Origin of the sequence: Bosea sp. (in: a-proteobacteria), assembly GCF_023953965.1 — a bacterium.
GTDB lineage: Bacteria > Pseudomonadota > Alphaproteobacteria > Rhizobiales > Beijerinckiaceae > Allobosea.
The window spans coordinates 2,825,757-2,847,944 of the sequence record NZ_JAMLIX010000001.1; the positions used below are offsets into that span (position 1 = coordinate 2,825,757).

22 protein-coding genes are annotated in these 22,188 nt (G+C 68.0%); 19 read left to right on the forward strand and 3 right to left on the reverse strand.

The window, feature by feature from the left end:
* Positions 1 to 4 precede the first annotated feature (4 nt).
* From miaA to ilvN, 5 genes are all read left to right on the forward strand, one after another.
* The gene (miaA, locus tag M9917_RS13150) at positions 5 to 940 is read left to right on the forward strand and encodes a tRNA (adenosine(37)-N6)-dimethylallyltransferase MiaA (RefSeq protein WP_297254316.1); all 936 of its coding nucleotides are present in this window, start codon (positions 5 to 7) and stop codon (positions 938 to 940) included.
* Between the two features lie 204 nt (positions 941 to 1,144).
* Positions 1,145 to 2,908, forward strand: coding sequence for an acetolactate synthase 3 large subunit (locus tag M9917_RS13155; protein WP_297254317.1), 1,764 nt, complete (start codon positions 1,145 to 1,147; stop codon positions 2,906 to 2,908).
* Positions 2,909 to 2,992: 84 nt separating this feature from the next.
* Positions 2,993 to 3,703 carry an aspartate/glutamate racemase family protein gene (locus M9917_RS13160; RefSeq protein ID WP_297254318.1) on the forward strand — a complete coding sequence of 237 codons (711 nt, stop codon included), beginning with the start codon at positions 2,993 to 2,995 and terminating at the stop codon, positions 3,701 to 3,703.
* Positions 3,700 to 4,383, forward strand: coding sequence for a glutathione S-transferase family protein (locus tag M9917_RS13165; RefSeq protein WP_297254319.1), 684 nt, complete (start codon positions 3,700 to 3,702; stop codon positions 4,381 to 4,383). Before M9917_RS13160 ends, M9917_RS13165 begins: the two co-directional genes overlap by 4 nt.
* Positions 4,384 to 4,430: 47 nt before the next feature.
* Positions 4,431 to 4,973: an acetolactate synthase small subunit gene (gene ilvN / locus M9917_RS13170; protein WP_297254320.1), complete on the forward strand. Its 543-nt coding sequence runs from the start codon at positions 4,431 to 4,433 to the stop codon at positions 4,971 to 4,973.
* Positions 4,974 to 4,991: 18 nt separating this feature from the next.
* Here the strand turns inward: ilvN and M9917_RS13175 are convergent, their stop codons facing one another.
* Positions 4,992 to 5,537: a DUF924 family protein gene (locus tag M9917_RS13175; protein ID WP_297254321.1), complete on the reverse strand. Its 546-nt coding sequence runs from the start codon at positions 5,535 to 5,537 to the stop codon at positions 4,992 to 4,994.
* Between the two features lie 145 nt (positions 5,538 to 5,682).
* On the opposite strand from M9917_RS13175, the gene M9917_RS13180 reads away from it, so the two are divergent.
* From M9917_RS13180 to M9917_RS13190, 3 genes are all read left to right on the forward strand, one after another.
* Positions 5,683 to 6,345, forward strand: a complete 663-nt coding sequence (locus M9917_RS13180; protein ID WP_297254322.1) for a TetR/AcrR family transcriptional regulator C-terminal domain-containing protein — start codon at positions 5,683 to 5,685, stop codon at positions 6,343 to 6,345.
* 15 nt (positions 6,346 to 6,360) lie between these two features.
* Positions 6,361 to 7,380 (forward strand): ketol-acid reductoisomerase, encoded by a 1,020-nt coding sequence (ilvC, locus tag M9917_RS13185; protein ID WP_297254323.1) that lies wholly within the window; start codon positions 6,361 to 6,363, stop codon positions 7,378 to 7,380.
* Between the two features lie 219 nt (positions 7,381 to 7,599).
* Positions 7,600 to 7,830 carry a hypothetical protein gene (locus M9917_RS13190; RefSeq protein WP_297254324.1) on the forward strand — a complete coding sequence of 77 codons (231 nt, stop codon included), beginning with the start codon at positions 7,600 to 7,602 and terminating at the stop codon, positions 7,828 to 7,830.
* 129 nt (positions 7,831 to 7,959) lie between these two features.
* On the opposite strand, the gene M9917_RS13195 is transcribed toward M9917_RS13190, so the two are convergent.
* Positions 7,960 to 8,484, reverse strand: coding sequence for a DedA family protein (locus M9917_RS13195; RefSeq protein WP_297254325.1), 525 nt, complete (start codon positions 8,482 to 8,484; stop codon positions 7,960 to 7,962).
* Between the two features lie 176 nt (positions 8,485 to 8,660).
* Here M9917_RS13195 and M9917_RS13200 point away from each other — a divergent pair, with 176 nt between their 5' ends.
* From M9917_RS13200 to M9917_RS13245, 10 genes are all read left to right on the forward strand, one after another.
* On the forward strand, positions 8,661 to 9,539 hold the full coding sequence (locus M9917_RS13200; protein ID WP_297254326.1) for an ABC transporter ATP-binding protein: 879 nt from the start codon (positions 8,661 to 8,663) through the stop codon (positions 9,537 to 9,539).
* Positions 9,536 to 10,327: an ABC transporter permease gene (locus M9917_RS13205; RefSeq protein ID WP_297254327.1), complete on the forward strand. Its 792-nt coding sequence runs from the start codon at positions 9,536 to 9,538 to the stop codon at positions 10,325 to 10,327. The genes M9917_RS13200 and M9917_RS13205 overlap by 4 nt, the downstream gene beginning before the upstream one ends.
* Positions 10,328 to 10,419: 92 nt before the next feature.
* Entirely contained in the window at positions 10,420 to 11,451 is a 1,032-nt protein-coding gene (locus M9917_RS13210; protein WP_297254328.1) for an ABC transporter substrate-binding protein, read from the forward strand.
* Positions 11,452 to 11,540: 89 nt separating this feature from the next.
* A complete protein-coding gene (locus M9917_RS13215) occupies positions 11,541 to 12,620 on the forward strand; it encodes a sensor histidine kinase (RefSeq protein ID WP_297254329.1) in 1,080 nt (359 codons plus the stop codon).
* Between the two features lie 70 nt (positions 12,621 to 12,690).
* Positions 12,691 to 13,539, forward strand: coding sequence for a pyridoxal kinase PdxY (pdxY, locus tag M9917_RS13220; RefSeq protein WP_297254330.1), 849 nt, complete (start codon positions 12,691 to 12,693; stop codon positions 13,537 to 13,539).
* A 10-nt stretch (positions 13,540 to 13,549) separates the two neighbouring features.
* The gene (locus M9917_RS13225) at positions 13,550 to 14,665 is read left to right on the forward strand and encodes an endonuclease/exonuclease/phosphatase family protein (protein ID WP_297254331.1); all 1,116 of its coding nucleotides are present in this window, start codon (positions 13,550 to 13,552) and stop codon (positions 14,663 to 14,665) included.
* Between the two features lie 4 nt (positions 14,666 to 14,669).
* The gene (locus tag M9917_RS13230) at positions 14,670 to 15,407 is read left to right on the forward strand and encodes an NUDIX hydrolase (protein WP_297254332.1); all 738 of its coding nucleotides are present in this window, start codon (positions 14,670 to 14,672) and stop codon (positions 15,405 to 15,407) included.
* A 27-nt stretch (positions 15,408 to 15,434) separates the two neighbouring features.
* The gene (locus M9917_RS13235; RefSeq protein ID WP_297254333.1) at positions 15,435 to 17,522 is read left to right on the forward strand and encodes a M3 family metallopeptidase; all 2,088 of its coding nucleotides are present in this window, start codon (positions 15,435 to 15,437) and stop codon (positions 17,520 to 17,522) included.
* Positions 17,523 to 17,671: 149 nt separating this feature from the next.
* The gene (locus M9917_RS13240; protein WP_297254334.1) at positions 17,672 to 17,923 is read left to right on the forward strand and encodes a helix-turn-helix domain-containing protein; all 252 of its coding nucleotides are present in this window, start codon (positions 17,672 to 17,674) and stop codon (positions 17,921 to 17,923) included.
* Positions 17,924 to 18,011: 88 nt separating this feature from the next.
* Positions 18,012 to 19,715 carry a SulP family inorganic anion transporter gene (locus tag M9917_RS13245; RefSeq protein ID WP_297254335.1) on the forward strand — a complete coding sequence of 568 codons (1,704 nt, stop codon included), beginning with the start codon at positions 18,012 to 18,014 and terminating at the stop codon, positions 19,713 to 19,715.
* On the opposite strand, the gene M9917_RS13250 is transcribed toward M9917_RS13245, so the two are convergent.
* Positions 19,678 to 20,022, reverse strand: a complete 345-nt coding sequence (locus M9917_RS13250) for a hypothetical protein (RefSeq protein WP_297254336.1) — start codon at positions 20,020 to 20,022, stop codon at positions 19,678 to 19,680. The two genes, M9917_RS13245 and M9917_RS13250, sit on opposite strands and share 38 nt — an antisense overlap.
* A gap of 476 nt (positions 20,023 to 20,498) precedes the next feature.
* Between M9917_RS13250 and M9917_RS13255 the strand changes: the two genes are divergently transcribed.
* Positions 20,499 to 22,076, forward strand: coding sequence for a 2-isopropylmalate synthase (locus tag M9917_RS13255; RefSeq protein WP_297254337.1), 1,578 nt, complete (start codon positions 20,499 to 20,501; stop codon positions 22,074 to 22,076).
* Positions 22,077 to 22,188: the final 112 nt, after the last annotated feature.

The following is a 22,188-nucleotide window of genomic DNA, read 5'->3' on the forward strand; positions in this document are numbered from 1 at the left end:
CCGGGTGAAGGCTGAAGGGCAGTTCGGCGCGGTGCTCATCGCAGGTCCGACAGCGAGCGGCAAGTCCGCGCTGGCGATCGAGATCGCGCGCCGCACCGGCGGCACCGTCGTCAATACCGATTCCATGCAGGTCTATGCCGATCTCAGCATCCTCTCGGCGCGGCCGAGCGAGGCGGAGGCGGCGATCGTGCCCCATCGCCTCTACGGGCATGTCGACGGCGCTGTGAACTATTCGGCCATGCGTTACGCCGCCGATGTGACGGAGCTCTTGGGGCAATTGCGGGAAAGCGGTTCTCTGCCGATCCTGGTCGGCGGCACCGGACTCTATTTCAAGGCCGTCACCGACGGCTTCTCGGCAATGCCGCCGGTGCCGGAGGCGGTGCGGGCTACCTTCCGCGCCGAGGCTGAGGGCTGCGAGACGGCCGCGCTCCATGCCGAGCTTTCGGCCTGCGACCCGGCGATGGCGGCGCGCCTGCGCCCGAGCGACCGGATGCGGATCATGCGGGCGCTCGAGGTCTTCCGGGCGACGGGGGCGTCGCTCGCGAGCTTCCAGGGCGCGCGCGAGCCGGGGCCGCTCACGGGCGTGCCGGCGCTCAGGCTGTTCGTGCATCCCGAGCGCCAGGCGGTCAGGGAGCGGATCGACCGGCGCTTCGAGGCGATGATCGGCGAGGGCGCCCTCGATGAGGTGGCGCGGCTCAGGCGGCGCGGGCTCGACCCGCTGCTGCCGGTGATGCGCGCCCATGGCGTGCCGGGGCTGATCGCGCATCTGAACGGCGAGATCTCGCTGGAAGATGCGATCCGGCGCGGGCAGGCCGATACGCGCGCCTATGCCAAGCGGCAGGTGACGTGGTTCCGCCACCAGATGGACGGCTGGCGGGCGGTGGCGCCGGAGGCGGCGCTTGCCTTTGCGCTCGATGCGCTGGGCGATCTTGAGGCTTGACCGCAGCCGCTCCCTCCGTTAGCGTCCGGCAACTTTCGTCAAGGATCGATCGCGCAATGCGCAAGTTCATTCTCGTAAAGCTGCGCTGGTAGGGACCGGTTTTCAAACCGGGCGTCCCGACGCCAGCGCACGCCCAGGCCCCTCCGAGGGCCTTTTTTATTGCCCGCATTCCAGACAGACCAAGACCAGCCGCAGGAGAGCGTAATGAGCGAGATGATGACCGGCGCCGAGATGGTCGTCCGCGCGCTTCAGGACCAGGGTGTCGAGCACCTGTTCGGGTATCCGGGCGGCGCGGTGCTGCCGATCTACGACGCCATCTTCCAGCAGGACAAGGTCAAGCACGTCCTCGTCCGCCACGAGCAGGGCGCGGTCCATGCGGCGGAGGGCTATGCCCGCTCCGGCCCCGGCAAGGTCGGCTGCGTGCTCGTCACCTCCGGCCCCGGCGCGACGAACGCCGTCACGGGCCTCACCGACGCGCTGCTCGACTCGATCCCCATCGTCGTCATCACCGGCCAGGTGCCGACGCATCTGATCGGCTCCGACGCCTTCCAGGAATGCGACACGGTCGGCATCACCCGCTCCTGCACCAAGCACAACTATCTGGTGAAGAACATCAAGGACCTGCCGCGCATCCTGCACGAGGCCTTCCATGTCGCCGCCAACGGCCGCCCCGGCCCGGTCGTTGTCGACATCCCGAAGGACATCCAGTTCGCGACCGGCACCTATAGCCGCCCGCGCGACAACCAGCACAAGACCTACCGCCCCGTGGTCAAGGGCGACCTCGCCAAGATCAGGGCGGCGGTCGAATTGCTCGCCGGCGCCAAGAAGCCGGTGTTCTACACCGGCGGCGGCGTCGTCAATTCCGGCCCGCATGCGGCGGCGCTGCTGCGCGAGCTCGCGCGGCTGACGGGCTGTCCCGTCACCTCGACGCTGATGGGGCTCGGCGCCTTCCCGGCGGCCGACAGGCAGTGGCTCGGTATGCTCGGCATGCACGGCACCTACGAGGCCAACCTCGCCATGCACGATTGCGACGTGATGGTCGCGATCGGGGCGCGCTTCGACGACCGCATCACCGGGCGCATCGACGCCTTCTCGCCGCGCTCGAAGAAGATCCATATCGACATCGACCCGTCCTCGATCAACAAGAACGTCAAGATCGACATCGGCATCGTCGGCGACTGCGCCCATGTGCTCGAGGACATGGTCCGGATCTGGCGCGAGACCGGCGCCCAGCCCGACAAGACCGCGCTCGCCGCCTGGTGGACGCAGATCGAGGGCTGGCGCGGCCGCAACAGCCTCGCCTACAAGCGCTCGGACACGGTCATCAAGCCGCAATACGCGGTCGAGCGGCTCTATGCGCTGACCAAGGATCGCAACCCCTACATCACGACCGAGGTCGGCCAGCACCAGATGTGGGCCGCGCAGCACTTCCACTTCCAGGAGCCGAACCGCTGGATGACCTCCGGCGGGCTCGGCACCATGGGCTACGGCCTGCCGGCGGCGATCGGCGTGCAGATGAAGCATCCGGACGCGCTGGTCGTCGACATCGCGGGCGAAGCCTCGATCCTGATGAACATGCAGGAGATGTCGACGGCGGTGCAGTATCGCCTGCCGGTCAAGGTCTTCATCCTCAACAACGAGTATATGGGCATGGTGCGCCAGTGGCAGGAACTGCTGCATGGCGGGCGCTATTCGGAGAGCTATTCGGCCTCGCTGCCGGATTTCGTCAAGCTCGCCGAAGCCTATGGCGGCCACGGCATCCGCTGCGACGATCCGGCCAGGCTCGACGACGCGATCATGGAGATGATCGCGACGCCCAAGCCCGTGATCTTCGACTGCATCGTCGCCAAGGAGGAGAACTGCTTCCCGATGATCCCCTCGGGCAAGGCGCATAACGAGATGATCCTGCCGGATTTCGAAGGCGATACCGGCCAGATCATCGACGCCAAGGGCAAGCAGCTCGTCTGATGTCGAATCCTGTAGCGGTCATCCCGGACAAGCCGCGATAGCGGCGTCGATCCGGGATGACGGCGAGAAATGGGCTAGGATACCATGGCTACCATCGGTCTGATCGGCGGGATGAGCTGGGAATCGACCGCGGTCTATTACCGTCTCTTCAACGAGGGCGTGCGGGAGCGTTCGGGCGGGCTGCGCTCGGCCGATATCCTGCTGCATTCGGTCGATTTCGCAAGCGTCGCGGAGATGCAGGCGAAGGGCGACTGGGCGGCGGCGGGCGCGGCGCTGGCCGCTAGCGCGCGCCGGCTGGAACAGGCCGGCGCCTCCTGCCTCGTGCTCTGCACCAACACCATGCACAAGGTCGCCGACACCGTCATCGCCGCGACGCGGCTGCCCTTCCTGCACCTCGCCGACGTGACGGCGCGCGCGGTCAAGGCCTCGCCCTCGCGCCGGCCGCTCCTGCTCGCGACGCGCTTCACCATGGAGCAGGGCTTCTATCGCGACCGGCTCAGCGCCTTCGGCGTCGAGGCGCTGGTGCCGCGGCCCAAGGAGCGCGACGAGGTGCATCGCATCATCTACGAGGAATTGTGCCGTGGCCTGATCGAGCCGGCCTCGCGCGAGCGCTACCGCGCCATCGTCGCCCGCGCCGTGCGCGAGGAGGGGGCCGACGGCGTCATCCTCGGCTGCACCGAGATCGGCCTGCTGATCGGGCAGGCAGACCTGCCCGTGCCGGCCTTCGACACCACCGCCTTGCATGTGGCGGCGGCGCTCGATTTCGTCGACGAATGGGAGGCTGCTGCGGCATGAAACTGCTGATCGGCAACAAATGCTATTCGTCCTGGTCGCTCCGGGCGTGGCTCCTGATGCGCGCGGCCGGCATCGCCTTCACCGAAGAGCTCGTCCCGCTCGATACGCCGGACTTCAAGGAGACGGTCTTCGCCGCTGCGCCCGGCAGCGGCGGCACCGTGCCGGTGCTGGTCGATGGCGGGATCGCCGTCTGGGAAACGCTGGCGATCGTCGAATACCTGCACGAGCGGTTTCCCGAGTCGGGAATCTGGCCGCGCGACCCCGCGGCGCGGGCCCATGCGCGGGCCGCGGCAAACGAGATGCATGCCGGCTTCACGGCGCTGCGCGGCGCCTGTCCGATGAATCTGGGCAAGCGCTTCGGTCCGCGCGACCGCGGCCCCGGCGTCGCCCGCGACGTCGAACGCCTCGCCGCGCTGTGGGGGCAGGCGCGGGAGCGCTTCGGTGCCGGCGGACCGTTCCTCTACGGCGCCTTCTGCGCGGCCGACGCGATGTTCGCGCCGGTCGTCACCCGCCTCGATACCTATGGCATCGCCGTCGATCCGCTCTCGCGGGACTATATGCAGGCCGTGCTCGCCCATCCGGCCTTCCGGGAATGGCTCACGGCCGCGCTGGCCGAGCCCGCGATCGTAGCCCAGGACGAGGTCGACGAACCCGCCCTCGTCGATCTGCGCAAATCCTGATCGCACCGCTTCTTCCGATTTTTCCTCTCCAACCCGCCAGGTCCGCCATGTCTAAGCCCGCCAGCCACTACCCGAACGCGCCCAAGTCCCAGCCGGTCGCCCGCCACACGCTGGCGGTGATCGTCGACAACGAACCCGGCGTTCTCGCCCGCATCGCCGGGCTGTTCTCGGGCCGGGGCTACAATATCGAGAGCCTCACCGTCTCCGAGACCGAGCATGAGAAGCATCTCTCGCGGCTGACCGTCGTGACCTCGGGAACGGCCAATGTCGTCGACCAGATCAAGGCGCATCTCGACCGGCTGGTTCCGGTGCACCGCGTCGTCGACCTGACCGAGCAGGGCGAGGCGCTGGAGCGCGAGCTCGCGCTGATCAAGGTCACCGGCAAGGGCGAGCATCGCGTCGAGGCGATGCGGCTGGCTTCCGCCTTCGGCGCGCGGGTGCTCGATGCCTCGCTGACCTCCTTCGTCTTCGAGCTGACCGGCTCGACCGAGGAAATCGAGCGCTTCATCAAGACGATGACGGCGGTGGGGCTGACCGAGGTCTCGCGCACGGGCATCGCTGCGATGAGCCGCGGCCCCGACGCGATGTGAAGGGGTAGGGCTACGGCCTCACCCGGCGAAGCCGCCCGCGTCGAGGAAAGCCTGTTCCTGCGGCGTCGTCTTGAGCCCCAGCACCGGGTTGCGATGCGGGAAGCGGCCGAAATCGCGGATGATGTCGCGGTGGATCTCGGCATATTTCACGCCTTCGGCATCATCGGCCGCCGCGCAGAGCGCGATGCAGCGCTCCTGATCGCCCAGATCTTCCGAATGCATGAAGGGCATGTAGAAGAAGCGCTTCTCCGGCGACGGGTAAACCGCGTCGAAGCCGCGCGCGATCGCGCGCCCGGCGACGGCGAGCGCCTGCGCATCGGTGGCGAAGGCGCGCGCGCTCAGGCGGAACATGTTGCGCGGAAACTGGTCGAGCAGGATCAGGAGCGCATAGGCCCCTTCCGGCGTCTCTTCCCAATCGGCGAGCCGCCCGGCCGCGGCGGCCTCGTGGGCGGGCAGGAAGCGTGCGACGATCGCGGCGTCGAAGGTCTCGTCCTTGGCGAACCATTTCTCCGGCCCGGCCTCGCGCCAGAAGGAGACGATCGCGGCGGCGCTGGGCAGGGTCATGGGCGGTTCCGTTCCTGAGGGCTGGCTGGCCGAGAGATAATCCTTCTGCGGCCTTACGCCAGCCCCCGCGAATAACGCTTGCCGGGCGCCCGCCGCTGCGATAGATGCCTGAACCGTAACGTACGGTACTGGATCGTTCCCGCCGATGACGCAAGGCCCCGCAGAGATGCAAGGCGAGGCGCTGACCCAGCGCCAGCAGGCCGTGCTGGATGCCGTGCTCGGCCTGATGGTCGAGAAGGGCAGCGGGCTGACCATGACGGCGGTGGCGCGGCGGGCGAGCTGCTCCAAGGAAACGCTCTACAAATGGTTCGGCGACCGTGACGGGCTCTTGACCGCGACCGTGCGCTGGCAGGCCTCGAAGGTGAGGGCGGGCAATTTCGAGCGCCAGACGCTCGATGCCGGCGCGCTGCGCGAGAGCCTGAAGCGCTTCGCCGCGAACTGGCTGGAAGTCATCACCTCGCCGACCTCGATCGCGCTCAACCGCATCGGCGTCAGCCAGGCGGCCTCGCGTGACGGCAATCTCGGCTCGATCGTCTTGGCCAATGGCCGCTTCGCCATCGGCGAGCGCCTGAAGCCGGTGCTCGATGCCGGACGCGAGGCCGGGCTCATCGCCTTCGACGACACCGAGACGGCCTTCCGGACCTTCTTCGGCCTCGTCGGCCGCGACGTCCAGATCCGGCTCCTGCTCGGCGACACGCTGACGCTGAGCCGGGCCGAGATCGCCGGCGACGCGGAGCGCGCGACCGACCAGTTCCTCACCCTCTACGGCACGGACGAGGCTCCGGGCCGGAAGACCGACAACGCGTGACAAAGGAGAGAACCCATGCGCGTCTATTACGATCGTGATGCCGACATCAACCTGATCAAGGGCAAGAAGGTCCTCATCGTCGGCTATGGCTCGCAGGGCCATGCGCATGCGCTCAACCTGCGCGATTCCGGCGTCAAGGACATCGCGATTGCGCTGAAGGAAGGCTCCTCCACCCGCAAGAAGGCGGAAGGCGCGGGCTTCAAGGTCTTCACCCCGGCGGAAGGCGCCAAATGGGCCGACGTCATCATGATGCTGACGCCGGACGAGCTCCAGGCCGACATCTATCGCGACGAGCTCGCCGCCAACATGAAGCAGGGCGCGGCGCTTCTCTTCGCGCACGGCCTCAACGTCCATTTCAACCTGATCGAGCCGCGCAAAGACCTCGACGTGCTGATGGTCGCCCCGAAGGGCCCCGGCCACACGGTGCGCTCCGAATACCAGCGCGGCGGCGGCGTGCCGACCCTGATCGCGATCCACCAGGACGCCACCGGCAACGCCCATGACCTCGGCCTGTCCTATGCCTCGGCCAATGGCGGCGGCCGCGCCGGCATCATCGAGACCACCTTCAAGGAAGAGTGCGAGACCGACCTCTTCGGCGAGCAGGTCGTGCTTTGCGGCGGCCTCGTCGAGCTGATCAAGGCCGGCTACGAGACGCTGACGGAAGCCGGCTACGCCCCCGAGATGGCCTATTTCGAGTGCCTCCACGAGGTGAAGCTGATCGTCGACCTGATCTACGAGGGCGGCATCGCCAACATGAACTACTCGATCTCGAACACCGCCGAATATGGCGAGTACGTCACCGGCCCGCGCATCATCACGCCCGAGACCAAGGCCGAGATGAAGCGCGTGCTCACCGACATCCAGTCGGGCAAGTTCACCCGCGACTGGATGCTCGAGAACAAGGTCAACCAGACCTCGTTCAAGGCGACGCGCGCGCGCATGGCCGCCCATCCGATCGAGGAAGTCGGCGCGAAGCTGCGCGACATGATGCCCTGGATCAAGGCCAAGGCCCTCGTCGACAAGTCGAAGAACTGAGCCCGGCGCAGGCTTGGCAGATTGATTCAAGCCGTTGCGGATTCGATTCCGGAACGGCTTGCAACAGGCTGATATCGAACGCTCTTTTCGTTCACGGGGCGGCGGCCGGACGGCTGCCGCCCCTTGCCTTTGTGGCCTGCGGCCGGAACCGCCCCGGCGTGCCGGCGTTTCCGTTGCGGGGCCCGGCCTTTCCGGCCGGCCGAACGCAGGGAGGCGGTCATGACGGGCGATACCCGACCCCGGGTGCCGGTGCAGGATCTCGAGCAGCTGCGTGGCGGGGATCCGCTGCCGCCGCTGCGGGCCGACGATCACAGCGATGCCGATCCGGCGGTGGAGACGCCCGTCGAGGCGCGGCAGGGCTTCCTCGGCCTGCCGGTGCTGATGGTCCTGATCGGCGGGCTCGTCCTGGCGGCGATCGCCTGGATCGGGGTGGAGATGCTGGCCTATTGACCCGATGCAGGGGAGGCGGTGATGGACCTTCTGCGCATTCTCGAAACACCGATGGCGATCCGCGTCGTGATGGCGCTGTCGCTGGCGATCATGCTGGCGGTGATCCTCGGCCTGGCGTAGGGCCGTGTTTCAGCGCGCCAGCAGTTCGCTGACGCGTCCGACGCCGTAGAGCAGGCCGAAGCCCCAGGCGAAGGAAGCGAGCCAGTTGCCGAGATGGAACTGCCAGGCCGGCATCGCGACGATGCCGGCGACGATGGCGATCACGGCTCTGAGCGGCCCGAAGAAATGGCCGATCAGGATGCTGGCGATGCCCCATCTCTCGAAGAAGGCGTGGCCGCGATCCAGGAGTTCCGGGTTCCTGCTGAAGGGCCAGTGGTCCTGCACGCGCGGCCCGAGCAGGAGCCCGGCCCAGTAGGACACCCAGAAGCCCGAGCCGGCGCCGAGCGAGGCCGCCAGCGCGAGCGGCACGAGGTTGAGACCGGAGGCGCCCGCGACTGCGCCGAAAGTGGTGAAGAACACCGTCGCCGGCACCAGCCAGGACAGGAGCGCGACGCATTCGGCGAAGGCGATCGCGAAGACGATCGGCACGGCCCATTGCTGATGGGTCTGCATGAAGTCGACGAGCACCCGCATGGCGTGTTCGACATCGGCCATGGTGTGCGTCGGCTCCTGCGGATCGGGGGCGGCTCAAGCGATATGGCCGCCCTGTCGACGCGATGCAAGGCGAGGATCCGTTGCCTTCCGCGACCGATCGCCTATTAATTCGGGCGACACGAACAGGCTGACGGCCCCGACGAAAAAGCGCGGCGCCCGACGGGGAAACGGATTTCATGGGGTTTCAGGATCGCCCTGAGACGGGTGCTGGGGCAGGGCCGCTGGCGCCGGGCGAGCCGGCGGTGGCGCTCAAGGGCATCGACATCACCTTCCATCTCGCCGATGGCGGACGCTACCAGGCGGTCAGGGGCATCGAGCTTGCGGTCAGCCCCGGCGAGTTCGTCTCGATCGTCGGGCCAACGGGCTGCGGCAAGTCCACGCTGCTGAATGCCGCGGCCGGGCTGCTCGCGCCGTCCGCCGGATCGGTCGGGATCTTCGGCAAGCCGCTTTCGGGGCTCAATCGGCGGGCCGGCTATCTCTTCCAGCAGGATGCGCTGATGCCGTGGAAGACGGCGCTGGAGAACGTCAAGGTCGCGCTGGAGCCGATGGGCGTGCCCGAGCGCGAGGCCGACCAGCGCGCGCGCGAATGGCTCGGCCGCGTGGGCCTGCGCACCTTCGTCGACCGTTATCCGCACATGCTCTCGGGCGGGCAGCGCAAGCGCGTCAGCCTGGCGCAGATGCTGATCCGCAATCCCGAGATCCTGCTGATGGACGAGCCCTTCGGGCCGCTCGACGCGCAGACCCGGCAGATCATGGGCAATCTCCTGCTCGATCTGTGGTCGCGCGACCGCAAGGCGCTGATGTTCGTGACGCACGACCTCGAGGAGGCGATCGCGCTCTCCGACCGCGTCGTGGTGATGTCGGCGGGGCCGGCGGCGGGGATCGTCGCCGATTACCGGGTCGAGCTGCCGCGCCCGCGCGACATCGCCGATATCCGGCTGGAGAAGGCCTTCCACGAGATTCACCGCGACATCTGGGCCTCGCTGCGCGTCGAGGTCCAGAAGGCCTATGCGATGGGCGAGGGGCGCGAGCTCGTCGGGGGAGAGGCATCGTGAAGCGCCTGAGGCTCATCTCCCTCCAGATCCTGGTGATGCTGGCCTTTCTGCTCATCTGGCACGTCGTCACGACCACGAGCCTGTTCGGCGACGTCAGGACGCTGCAATTCTTCTTCTCGACGCCCGCCGCTGTGCTGACGCGCACCGTCAAGCAGCTCGCCAGCGCCGATATCTACTGGCATCTCGGCATCACGCTCATCGAGACGGTGCTCGCCTTCGTCATCGGCTCGGCGGCCGGCATCCTGTTCGGATTCGCCTTCGCGCGGCGCGAGCTGCTCTCGGCGGTGTTCGATCCCTATATCAAGGCGGCGAACGCGCTGCCGCGCGTCGTGCTGGCGCCGATCTTCGCGCTCTGGTTCGGCCTGGGGATCTGGTCGAAGGTGGCGCTCGGCTTCACGCTCGTCTTCTTCATCGTGTTCTTCAACGTCTACCAGGGCGTGCGCGAGGTCTCGCCGACGATCCTGGCCAATGCGCGCATGCTCGGCATGAACGAGCGCCAGCTCTTCCGCCATGTCTACTGGCCCTCGGCGCTGACCTGGATGTTCTCCTCGCTGCACACCTCGGTCGGCTTCGCGCTGGTGGGTGCCGTGGTCGGCGAATATCTCGGCTCCTCGGCCGGGCTCGGCTACAAGATCCACGAGGCCGAGAGCGTCTTCGACGTCACCGGCGTCTTCTCCGGCATGCTGATCCTGGCGATCTTCGTCATCGCCATCGACGCGCTGGTGACGCTGATCGAGAAGCGATTGCTCGTCTGGCGGCCGGGCCAGAGTTCCACCACCACGACCTAAGGCGAGTTGCCGGCGGTGGCCGGCGTCGCCTATCGTGACGGAAAATGCGCGCCCGCCAGAAGCGCCTTTTTCATCCAACCGGAGGTTTCGCCATGATCCTGACCCGCCGCGACGCGCTCACCATGCTCGCCCTTTCGACCGCGCTCGGCACGGCGCCCCAGGCCGCGTTCGCCCAGGCCGCCGAGAAGCCGAAGCTTACGCTCGGCGTCGGCGGCAAGCAGCTCCTCTACTATCTCCCGCTCACCGTCGCGGAGAAGAAGGGCTTCTTCAAGGAGGAGGGGCTGGACGTCGAGATCAACGATTTCGGCGGCGGCGCGAAGTCGCTGCAGGCGCTGGTCGGCGGCTCGGTCGATGTCGTGACCGGCGCCTATGAGCACACCATCCGCATGCAGGCGAAGGGGCAGGACATCCGCGCCGTGATCGAGCTCGGGCGCTTCCCGGCGATCACCATCGCGGTGCGCAAGGACCTCGCCGACAAGGTCAAGTCGGCGGCCGATTTCAAGGGCCTCAAGATCGGCGTCACCGCGCCCGGCTCCTCGACCGCGCTGACGGCGCAATACGCCATGGTGAAGGCCGGCCTGAAGGCGACCGACGCCGCGATCATCAGCGTCGGTGCCGGCGCGAGCGCGGTCGCCGCGATCAAGCAGAAGCAGGTCGACGTGATCTCGCATCTCGACCCCGTCACCTCGAAGCTCGAGGCCGACGGCGACATCGTCCCGCTGATCGACACCCGCACCGAGGCCGGCACCCGGGCCCTGTTCGGCGGCTCCAACCCGGCGGCGGTGCTCTACCTCAAGAACGACTTCGCCGAGAAGAACCCGGTCACCACCCAGAAGCTGGTCAACGCCCTGATGAAGGCGCTGAAATGGCTGGAGACGGCGAAGCCCGAGGATGTCGCCGCGCTGGTGCCGGAGGAATATCTGCTCGGCGACAAGCCGCTCTACATCCGCGCGGTCAAGAACTCGCAGGAAGCCTATTCCCGCACCGGCATCGCGACGCCGGACGCGATGAAGAGCATGTATGATTCGCTGAAGCTGCTCGATCCCGAGCTGACCAACTCCAATGTCGACCTGTCGAAGACCTTCATCGACAGCTTCGCCAAGAAGGCGGCCTCCGGCTCCTGAGCCCCACGCGGGCCTGCTGCCCGTATTTTGATGTCGCGCCCGGCCCGCTCCCGATGCATGCTGCGCGGAGGCGGGCTGGGAGGAAACAGGTGAGCGGCGAAACTGCCTTCCTCGAAGGTGGCGGCGCGATGGCCGCTGCCATCCGCGCTTATGACTGGAGCGCGACATCGCTCGGACCGATCGCCGGCTGGCCGGCCGCGCTGAAGATCGCGGTCGGCATGATGGTCAATTCGCGGTTTCCCAAATGCATCGTCTGGGGAGCCGATCTGATCACCATCCACAACGACGCCTTCCGCCCGATCCTCGGCGAGAAGCCCTGCGCGCTCGGGCGCTCCTTCCGCGACGTCTGGCCGGAGGTCTGGGGCGATATCGGGCCGCTCATCGACAAGGCCTTCGCGGGCGAGGCGATCTTCATCGAGGATTTCGCGCTCATCATCGATCGCCATGGCTATGCGGAGGAGGCCTGGTTCACCTTCTGCTACAGCCCGATCCGCGACGAATCCGGCCGGGTTCTCGGCGTGATCGACACCGTGATGGAGACCACGGGCAAGATGCAGGCCGAGCGCAACGGGCGCCTGCTCAATGCCGAGCTCGCCCACCGGATGAAGAACACGCTGGCGATGATCGCCGCCATCGCCAGCCAGACCTTCCGCTCTGCGGAAACGCTCGAAGAGGCGCAATCGACCCTGAGCGAACGGATCGCGACGCTGGGCGAGGCACATTCGATCCTGACCCGGTCGAGCTGGAACAGCGCGCCGATCGGTGTCGTCGTCGAGGGGGCGCTGGCGCCGCATCGCATGGGAGGCGGCCGGATCCGCATCGACGGGCCGCCGCTGCAATTGCCGGCCGATCAGGCGATGACGATGGCGCTCGCGATCAACGAACTGGCGACCAATGCGGTGAAATACGGGGCGCTTTCGGTCGAGGGGGGCGAGGTCGCGATCCGCTGGTCCATCGGCCGGCCGGGAAGCGGGGATGCCTTCCGGTTCGAATGGACCGAGCGCGGCGGGCCGCCGGTGGCGAAGCCGCGGCGGCAGGGCTTCGGCTCGCGCCTGGTGGAGCGCGTCATGGCGCAGAAGTTCCAGGGCGAGGTCGTGCTGGACTATCGACCCGAGGGGCTGCGCTACCTGCTGACCACGACGATGGCGCATGTCGCGCCGCGCGAATGATGCGCTTCCGCCGGCCTGCGGCCTGCTCTAGTTTCGCGCTCCCTTCGCGAACCGGATATCGCTTCAGACCATGAATATCCTCTCGATCCAGTCCCATGTCGCCTATGGCCATGTCGGCAACGCCTCGGCTACCTTTCCGATGCAGCGGCTCGGCGTCGAGGTCTGGCCGATCCATACGGTGCAGTTCTCGAACCATACCGGCTATGGCAACTGGAAGGGGCGCGTCTTCGACGGCGGCATGATCGACGAGGTGATGGAGGGCATCGCCGAGCGCGGCGCGCTGACGACATGCGACGGCGTGCTTTCCGGCTATATGGGCTCGGCCGATATCGGCCACGCCATCCTCTCGGCGGTGGAGCGGGTGCGCGCGGCCAATCCGAAGGCGCTCTATTGCTGCGATCCCGTCATCGGCGATGTCGGGCGCGGTGTCTTCGTGCGGCCGGGCATCCCCGAATTCATGCGCGAGCAGGCGGTGCCCGCCGCCGACATCGTGACGCCCAACCAGTTCGAGCTCGAACTCCTGACCGATGTGGCGATCACCACCCTTTCCGACGCGCATCGCGCCGTCGAGGCGCTGCGCGACGCCGGGCCGAAGGTCGCGATGGTGACCTCGCTCAAGACCGAGGAGACGCCGGCCGAGGCGATCGACCTGATGGCGGCGGACGCGACGGGAAGCTGGCGGGTGCGCACGCCGAGGCTCGACGTCGACATCAACGGCGCGGGCGATGCGATCGCGGCGCTGTTCTTCACCCACTACCTGCGTGAGGAATCGGCGGCGGCGGCGCTGTCGAAGGCCGCCTCATCGGTCTATGGCCTCTTGAAGCGCACCAAGGAATCCGGCTCGCGCGAGATCCTGACGGTCGCGGCGCAGGACGAATTCGTCGCGCCCTCGCAGGTCTTCGCGCCGGAAGCGCTTTGAGCGGCCCGCGATGAAGCTGCGCGTCGGCACCTTCAACGTCGAGAACCTGCTGACGCGGCACCGCTTCGAGCCGGGCGGGCGCACGGAGACGGCGGCGGCGATGTCGCTGTTCCATTTCCCGCGCGCCGACGAGCGCGACGCGGTCGAGCGCTCGCTGGCGGTGGCGCTGGAGGACGACAAGCGCCAGATGACCGCGCTCGCCATCGCCGAGGCGCAGGCCGATCTGTGGATGCTGCAGGAGCTCGATTCGCTCGCCAGCCTCCAGGCCTTCTTCGCCAACTACGTCCACCGCATCGCCGACCACCGCTACGGCCATTTCACGCTGATCGACGGCAATGACCGCCGCAACATCGATATCGGCTTCGCGGCGCGGCGCGACCTCATCGGACAGGGGCAGGTCACCGTGCGCTCGCACAGCGATCTGACCTTCGCCCAGGCCGGCGTGCACGACCGCGATCTCGCCCTGCTCGGCATCGGGCCACATGGCAGGGTCTTCGCGCGCGACTGCCTCGAGGTGGAACTCAATCTCGGCCAGCGCCGGTTGTCCCTGTTCGGCTGTCATCTGAAGTCGATGAACAACGGCCGCGAGGACGGGCGCAGCATGACGCTGCCGGTGCGCCGGGCCGAGGCGCGGGCGGTGAAATGGCTGATCCGGCAGCGCTTCGGCGGGGGCTGGCGCGACACAAACTGGATCGTGCTCGGCGACCTCAACGGCTATCGCTACAGCCTGGGGCCGCGGGCCGAGCCGGTCGACGAGGGCCAAAGCGGCATCGAGCCGCTGCTCGACGATTTTGCCGTCGATCCGATGGAGACGCTGCCCGCGCACGAGCGCTGGACGCATTTCCGGCGCTACTGGTCGGACGCGCAGGAGAAGCTGGTCGACAGCCACATGCCGCTCGACCACATCCTGCTCTCGCCGGCGCTGGCGGCGGCCAACCCCAAGCCCGCCATGCAGATGATCCGGCGCGGATTGCCCTATCGCGTGCCGCTCGACCCGCGCGAGCCGGACCGCTCGATGGCGCGGCTCGCCACCTGCGCCAACCGCTATCCGCGCGTCGGCTGGGACCGGCCGAAGGCCTCGGACCATTGCCCGCTCACCATCGACCTCGAGATACCGGCAGGATGATCCGATGACAGGCCAGGGGAGGCGCGGCGGCGTCGAGAACGGGACGATCGTCCGGCTCGCACGGGTCGATGCCCGGGTCGAGCCCCATGACTGGGCCTATGCCCGCGAGAACGCCGCGGGAATCGCGGCGCATTGGGCGAAGATCAGTGCCGGCAAGCCCGCGATGTTCAACGGGCGGGTGATGCTGCAGCACCGCGCGGCGATCCGCGGCGGCGTTTTCGAGGCCGGCTATTTCGAGACCGACTATGCCGCCTTCATGGCCTGGCGCGATGCCGGCCATCCCGGGCCCGCCATCCGCAACGGCTTCGCCATGGCGGCGCTCAGGGCCAATGACGGCGCCTTCCTCTGCGGCAGGATGGGCGCCCACACCGCCAATGCCGGCAAGGTCTATTTCGCCGCCGGCACGCCCGACCGCGAGGATCAACGCCCCGACGGCACGCTCGACCTCGCCGGCAGCGTCACCCGCGAGCTTGCGGAGGAGACCGGCTTGCGGGCCGGGGAGCTCGCTGTCGGCGCCGGCTGGACGGCGGTGATCGAGGAAGGCCGCATCGCCTTCATGCGCGAGGTCGGCATCGACCTGCCGGCGGATGAGGCGCGGGCGCTGATGCTGGCGCGGATGAAGACGCTGCCCGAGGAGGAGCTTTCCGACATCGTGATCCTGCGCGACCTCGCCGCGACGCAAGAGCACGACATGCCGCCCTTCATGCGCCGCTACCTCGCGCATATCTTCGGTGACGACTGATCCCGCTTGTCCCGCGAAAGCAACCCGATGACCCTTGCCGAGACCGCCCATCCCGAAGCGCTGCCGTTGCCGGCCGAAAATCCCTTCGCCGCGCGCTGGCAGACGCCTTTCCGCCTGCCGCCCTTCGCGCAGATCAGGCCCGAGCATATCCGCCCGGCCTTCGACGCGGCGCTCGCCAAGCACAAGGCCGAGATCGCGGCGATCGTCGCGGATAAGGCCCAGCCCGATTTCGCCAATACGATCGAGGCGCTGGAGCGGGCGGGCCGGGCGCTCAGCCGCATCGGCGGCGTGTTCTACAACCTGACCGGGGCCGACACGAACGAGGCGTTGCAGGCGATCGAGCGCGCGATGTCGCCGATCACCGCGCGGCACTGGTCGGCGATCATGATGGACGAGGGGCTGTTCGCCCGCGTCGACGCGGTCAATGCCAGGCGCGACGGGCTCAGCCTCGATGCCGAGCAGGCGCGATTGCTGGAGCGCACCCACAAGGGCTTCGTCCGTTCCGGCGCGAAGCTCGCTGCGGATGACAAGCAGCGCCTCGCCACGATCAATGAACGGTTGGCGGCGCTCGGCACCGCGTTCAGCCAGAACGTGCTGAAGGATGAATCGTCCTACGCCCTCTTCATCGCGGACGAGGCCGGGCTTGCCGGCCTGCCGGACTTCCTGAGGGCGGCGATGGCGCGCGCGGCGGCCGATCGGGCCAGGCCCGGCCAGCATGCGGTGACGCTGTCGCGCTCGATCATCGAGCCGTTCCTGACCTTCTCCGAGCGGCGCGACCTGCGCGAGGAAGCCTTCCTCGCCTGGAGCCGGCGCGGCGAGAACGGCGGCGACAGCGACAACCGCGCGATCGTCGCCGAGATGGTGGCGCTCCGGGCCGAGAAGGCGAAGCTCCTCGGCTATCCGACCTTCGCCCATTTCAAGCTCGACGACGCCATGGCGAAGACGCCGGAGCATGTGCGCGACCTGCTCGAGCTGGTCTGGAAGCCGGCCCGCGCGCGGGCGGCGCGCGAGGCGGCCGATCTTTCGGCCCTGGCGGGGCTTGAGGGCGGGAACGGGCCGATCCGCCCCTGGGACTGGCGCCATTATGCCGAGAAGGTCAGGCAGAAGACCTATGCTTTCGACGAGGCCGCGCTGAAGCCCTATCTCCCGCTCGACCGCGTGCGGCAGGCGGCCTTCGACGTCGCCGGCAAGCTGTTCGGGCTTGCCTTCACCGAGCGGCCGGAGCTTGCCGGCTACCATCCGGAGGTGCGCCTCTTCGAGGTGACGGAGGCCGCAAGCGGGCGTGCCATCGGGCTGTTTCTGGGGGATTACTTCGCCCGGCCCTCGAAGCGCTCGGGCGCCTGGATGAGCGCCTTTCGCGGCCAGCGCAAGCTCGATGGCGAGGTCAGGCCGATCATCGTCAATGTCTGCAATTTCGCCAAGCCGGCGGAGGGCCACCCGGCGCTGCTCTCGCTCGACGAGGCGCGCACGCTGTTCCACGAATTCGGCCACGCGCTGCACGGGCTCATCTCGGACGTGACCTATGGTTCGCTCGCCGGGACCTCGGTCGCGCGCGACTTCGTCGAATTGCCCTCGCAGCTCTACGAGCACTGGTTCCTGACGCGCGAGGTGATGCGGCAATATTGCCTGCATGCCGAGACGGGTAAGCCGATCCCCGAGGCGCTGATCGAGAAGATCGAAAAGGCGCAGACCTTCAACCAGGGCTTCGCCACCGTGGAATACACCTCCTCGGCGCTGGTCGATCTCGCCTTCCATTCGCTCGCGGCGCCGGCCGCGGTCGATCCGCTCGCCTTCGAGGCGGCGGAGCTGAAGCGCATCGGCATGCCGGCCGAGATCACCATGCGCCACCGCACGCCGCACTTCACCCATGTCTTCGCCGGCGACGGCTATTCGGCCGGCTATTACAGCTATCTCTGGTCGGAGGTGATGGATGCCGACGCCTTCAACGCCTTCACCGAGACGGGCGATGTGTTCTCGGCCGAGGTGGCGGCGAAGCTGAAGCGCTACATCTATGCTGCCGGCGACACGCGCGAGGCGGCGGAAGCCTACACGCTGTTCCGCGGCCGGCTGCCGACGCCGGATGCGCTTTTGGAGAAGCGGGGGCTGGCGGCGTAGGGCTGCGAGGCGCGTCTTGCCCGAAGCGGTTGGTCGTCGCGCTGTCCCCGCTTTTCTCAGCTCATGCGTTACCAAGCAAAGATGATGTTCTAGACATCAGTTAAGATATCTCCTATATTTTCCCTGAGGTTCAGCATGCGAGTTCATCGATGATAACGGCCGCGCAGATGCGCGCCGCCCGTGCCCTGCTCGGGATCGACCAGCGTGGGCTCGCCGAGATGGCGGGCGTCTCGCTGCCCACCATCCAGCGGATGGAAAGCAGCGAAGGCAATGTCCGCGGCGTGATCGAATCCCTGACCCGGGTGGTGGAGGCGTTTGACCGCGCGGGCGTCGAGCTGATCGGCGACAACGCCGTCAGCCGCGGCGGCGGGCGCGGGGTGCGCCTGAAAGCGCCGCCATAGACGAAGACCCGCACAGGTTAAGAGCGGCGCCGACCGCGATCCGGCCGACGCTCCCGCGTCCCGCGAGGGGGTTGAGGAAAGGATTGTCATGGCCGCCACGAGCCCCGAGCCGAGCTTCGCCGAGCTCTACACGCCCAAGCTGGTCACGATCATGCGCGAGGGTTACGGCCTCGCCGGCTTCAAGGCCGACGCCATCGCCGGCCTCACCGTCGCGATCGTGGCGCTGCCGCTGTCCATGGCCATCGCCATCGCCTCCGGGGTCACGCCCGATCGCGGGCTCTACACCTCGATCGTCGGCGGCTTCATCGTCTCGGCGTTCGGCGGCAGCCGCTTCCAGATCGGCGGGCCGGCCGGGGCCTTCATCGTGCTGGTCGCGGCCTGCGTGGCGCAGCACGGGCTGGAGGGCCTGCTGCTCGCGACCTTCCTGTCGGGCTTCATGCTGGCGGCGATCGGGCTTCTCAGGCTCGGCACCTTCATCAAATACATCCCCTATCCGGTCACGGTCGGCTTCACCGCCGGCATCGCGGTCATCATCTTCTCGAGCCAGATCAAGGACCTGCTGGGCTTGAGCCTTGAGAAGGAGCCGGGGCCGCTGCTGCCGAAGCTCGCCGCGCTCGCCGGCGCGCTGCCGAGCGTGAGCCCGGCGGCGGTCGCGGTCGCGGCCGTCACCATCGGCGTCATCGTCGCGTTGCGCCGCCTGCGGCCGCATTGGCCCTCGCTGATCATCGGCGTGGCGATCGCCACGGTCGGGGCGGCGCTCATGGGCGCGCCGGTCGAGACCATCGGCACGCGCTTCGGCGGCATTCCGCAGACGCTGCCGCTGCCGCATCTGCCGGAGATCTCCTGGACGAAGATCGTCGCCGTCCTGCCGAACGCGCTCTCCTTCACCCTGCTCGGCTGCATCGAGAGCCTGCTCTCGGCCGTGGTCGCCGATTCGATGACGGGCCGGCGGCATCGCTCTAATTGCGAGCTGGTGGCGCAGGGGCTGGCGAACATCGCCTCGCCGCTGTTCGGCGGCATCTGCGTCACCGGCAACATCGCCCGCACCGCCACCAATGTGCGCTCCGGCGCGCGCGGACCGGTCGCCGGCATGCTGCATTCGGTGTTCCTGCTGCTGTTCATGCTGGTCGCGGCGCCGCTTGCGGCCTTCATCCCGCTCGCGGCGCTGGCGGGCGTGCTGGCGGTGGTGGCCTGGAACATGGCCGAGAAGCACGAGTTCGCGACGCTGATCCGCGCCTCGCGGGGCGATGCCGTGGTGCTCCTGGTGACGTTCCTGCTGGTGATCTTCGAGGATCTGACCGTCGGCATCGTCGTCGGCTTTTCGGTCAGCGCGCTGCTCTTCCTGCACCGCATGGCCGAATCGGTGGCGGTCGAGAACGCCCCGATGGTGGAGGAGGACAGGGCGGACACGGAAAACGGCAATGGGCGCAAGCCCTATGATTCAGGGCTCGCGACCGATCCCGACATCATGGTCCTGCGCATTTCGGGCGCCTTTTTCTTCGGCGCCGCCGCCGCGGTCGGCGCGGCGCTGGACAGGATCGGCGAGAAGCCGAAGACCTATGTCATCGACCTCTCGGCCGTCTCCCTGCTCGATTCGACCGGGGCTGCGACGATCGAAAGCTTCGTGCGCAACGCCCATCGCAGGGGCGCGACGGTGCGGATCGCCGGCGCGACGCGGCCGGTGCGCCGGACGCTCCTCATGCACGGCGTCGGGCGGCCGAAGGTGCGCTTCATCGGCACGGTGGGCGAGGCGCTCAGCCCGGATAGCCGAACTTCGCCTTCGTCGCCCTGATCCGGCCGATGGCGCCGGCCTCGTTGCCGCTGCTGCACAGCGTGCGCGCCTGCGCGATCTCGCCCGAGACCCGGTCGTGCACGCCCTTGGTGGTGTGGCCGGTGGCGACGTCGTTGTCGATCACCGCCTGGAAGCGCTCGACCTCGCCGGAGCAGCCGCTGCCGGCCGGCATGCGGAAGGTGCTCGGCGTCACGCCGGGCGCCGCCTGCTCCGGCGGCGGGGCGGGCGGCGGGCCGCCCGACGTGCTCTGGCAGGCGCCGAGCAGGAGGGCGGCCAAGGCCGAAAGGAGGAGCGGGGAGGGACGCATCGGGCTTCAGCTCCGGCTGGAGCATCGGACCGAAAAGTGGAATCCACTTTTCGGAGAAATCCGATGCTAGAACAAGGAGCTGGACCACGCTTGCGTTCGATGGGACGCAACCGTGATCCAGACGGGCCAAAACCATGACCGATTCCCGCGGCGCGGCATAGCCACAGAGGAGCCGCGACAGATGCTTGCGCTCAGGGCCCTCTTCCGGTTACATCCTGTCCCGTCGATTTGAGGAACGCCCGTGGTTTCGACCGCCCGCCATGACCCGATGCAGCACCGCGCCGCCGCGCGGAGCGTCGGCATGCGCGCCCGCGCTCCGTTCTCGCTTCTTCCCGGCCTTCTTCTCCTTAGCCGCCCCTGAGGGCCGGCCGGGCATGCTGCCTGGGCGCTCAGGGGACTGACGAGAACCGCCGACAGCAAACCCAGCGCCCGCCTGTTTTAAGATTCCGCGGCGCGCCGACACCGGAAGCAGAACCATGACCAACCCGACAAAGACCGGCTCCGCCCAAAATCCTGCGGGCAAGGACCACGTGCTGATCTTCGACACCACGCTGCGCGACGGCGAGCAATGCCCCGGCGCCACCATGACCTTCGAGGAGAAGCTGGAGGTGGCCGAGGCGCTCGACGCGATGGGCGTCGACATCATCGAGGCCGGCTTCCCGATCGCCTCGGACGGCGATTTCGAGGCGGTTTCCGAGATCGCGCGCCGCCTGAAGCGCGCCACGGTCGCCGGCCTCGCGCGGGCCGTCCCGCTCGACATCGCGCGTGCCGGCGAGGCCGTGCGCCATGCGGTGAAGCCGCGCATCCACACCTTCGTCTCGACCTCGCCGATCCATCTGGAGCACCAGATGCGTAAGAGCCAGGAGGACGTGCTGGAGATCATCACCGCGACGGTGACGCAGGCGCGCAACCTCGTCGAGGACGTCGAATGGTCGGCGATGGACGCCACCCGCACGCCGATTGACTATCTGTGCCGCGCCGTCGAGGTCGCGATCAAGGCCGGCGCCACCACGATCAACCTGCCCGACACGGTCGGCTACGCCACGCCGGACGAATACCGCGCCATGTTCAAGGCGGTGCGCGAGCGCGTGCCGAATGCCGACAAGGCGATCTTCTCGGCGCATTGCCACAACGATCTGGGTCTCGCGGTCGCCAATTCGCTGGCCGCGCTCGAGGGCGGCGTGCGCCAGGTCGAGTGCACGATCAACGGCATCGGCGAGCGCGCCGGCAATGCCGCGCTGGAGGAGATCGTGATGGCGCTCAAGGTGCGTGGCGACGTCATGCCCTATGAGACCGGCATCGACGCGACGCAGCTGATGCGCCTGTCCAAGGCCGTCTCGACCGCCTGCTCCTTCCCGGTGCAGTACAACAAGGCGATCGTCGGCCGCAACGCCTTCGCCCATGAGAGCGGCATCCACCAGGACGGCATGCTGAAGAACAACACCACCTACGAGATCATGACGCCGGCCTCGGTCGGCGTGACCAAGACCTCGCTGGTGATGGGCAAGCATTCCGGCCGCGCCGCCTTCCGCTCCAAGCTGAAGGACATGGGCTACGATCTGGGCGACAACCAGCTCGAGGACGCCTTCACCCGCTTCAAGGCGCTGGCCGACCGCAAGAAGCATGTCTACGACGAGGATATCGAGGCCCTGGTCGACGAGAACATCGCGACCGCGCATGACCGGATCAAGCTGGAATCGCTGACGGTGATCGCCGGCACGCGTGGGCCCCAGCGCGCGACGATGAAGCTCGACGTCGAGGGGCGGCACGTCACCGAGGAGGTCGAGGGCAACGGGCCGATCGACGCGATCTTCAACGCGATCAAGGCGATCGTGCCGCATGAGGTGACGCTGGAGCTCTATGATGTCCACGCCGTGACCGAGGGCACCGACGCGCAGGCCGAGGTGACGGTCAGGCTCTCGCGCGACGGCTCGTCGGTGACCGGCCGCGGCGCCGATCCGGACACGCTGGTCGCTTCGGCCAAGGCTTATCTCGCCGCGCTCAACAAGCTGATCGCGCGCGGCGGGCGCATGCACGCGCAGGCGGCGGAGTAAGCGCGGCGCCTTCAAAATTTCTGCCGCGTACGGGTGGACAGGGGGCGGGGCCTTTGCTACACGCCCCCCTGCCTGACGCGGCCGACGCCGCCCGATGGCGACGCTTCGTGGC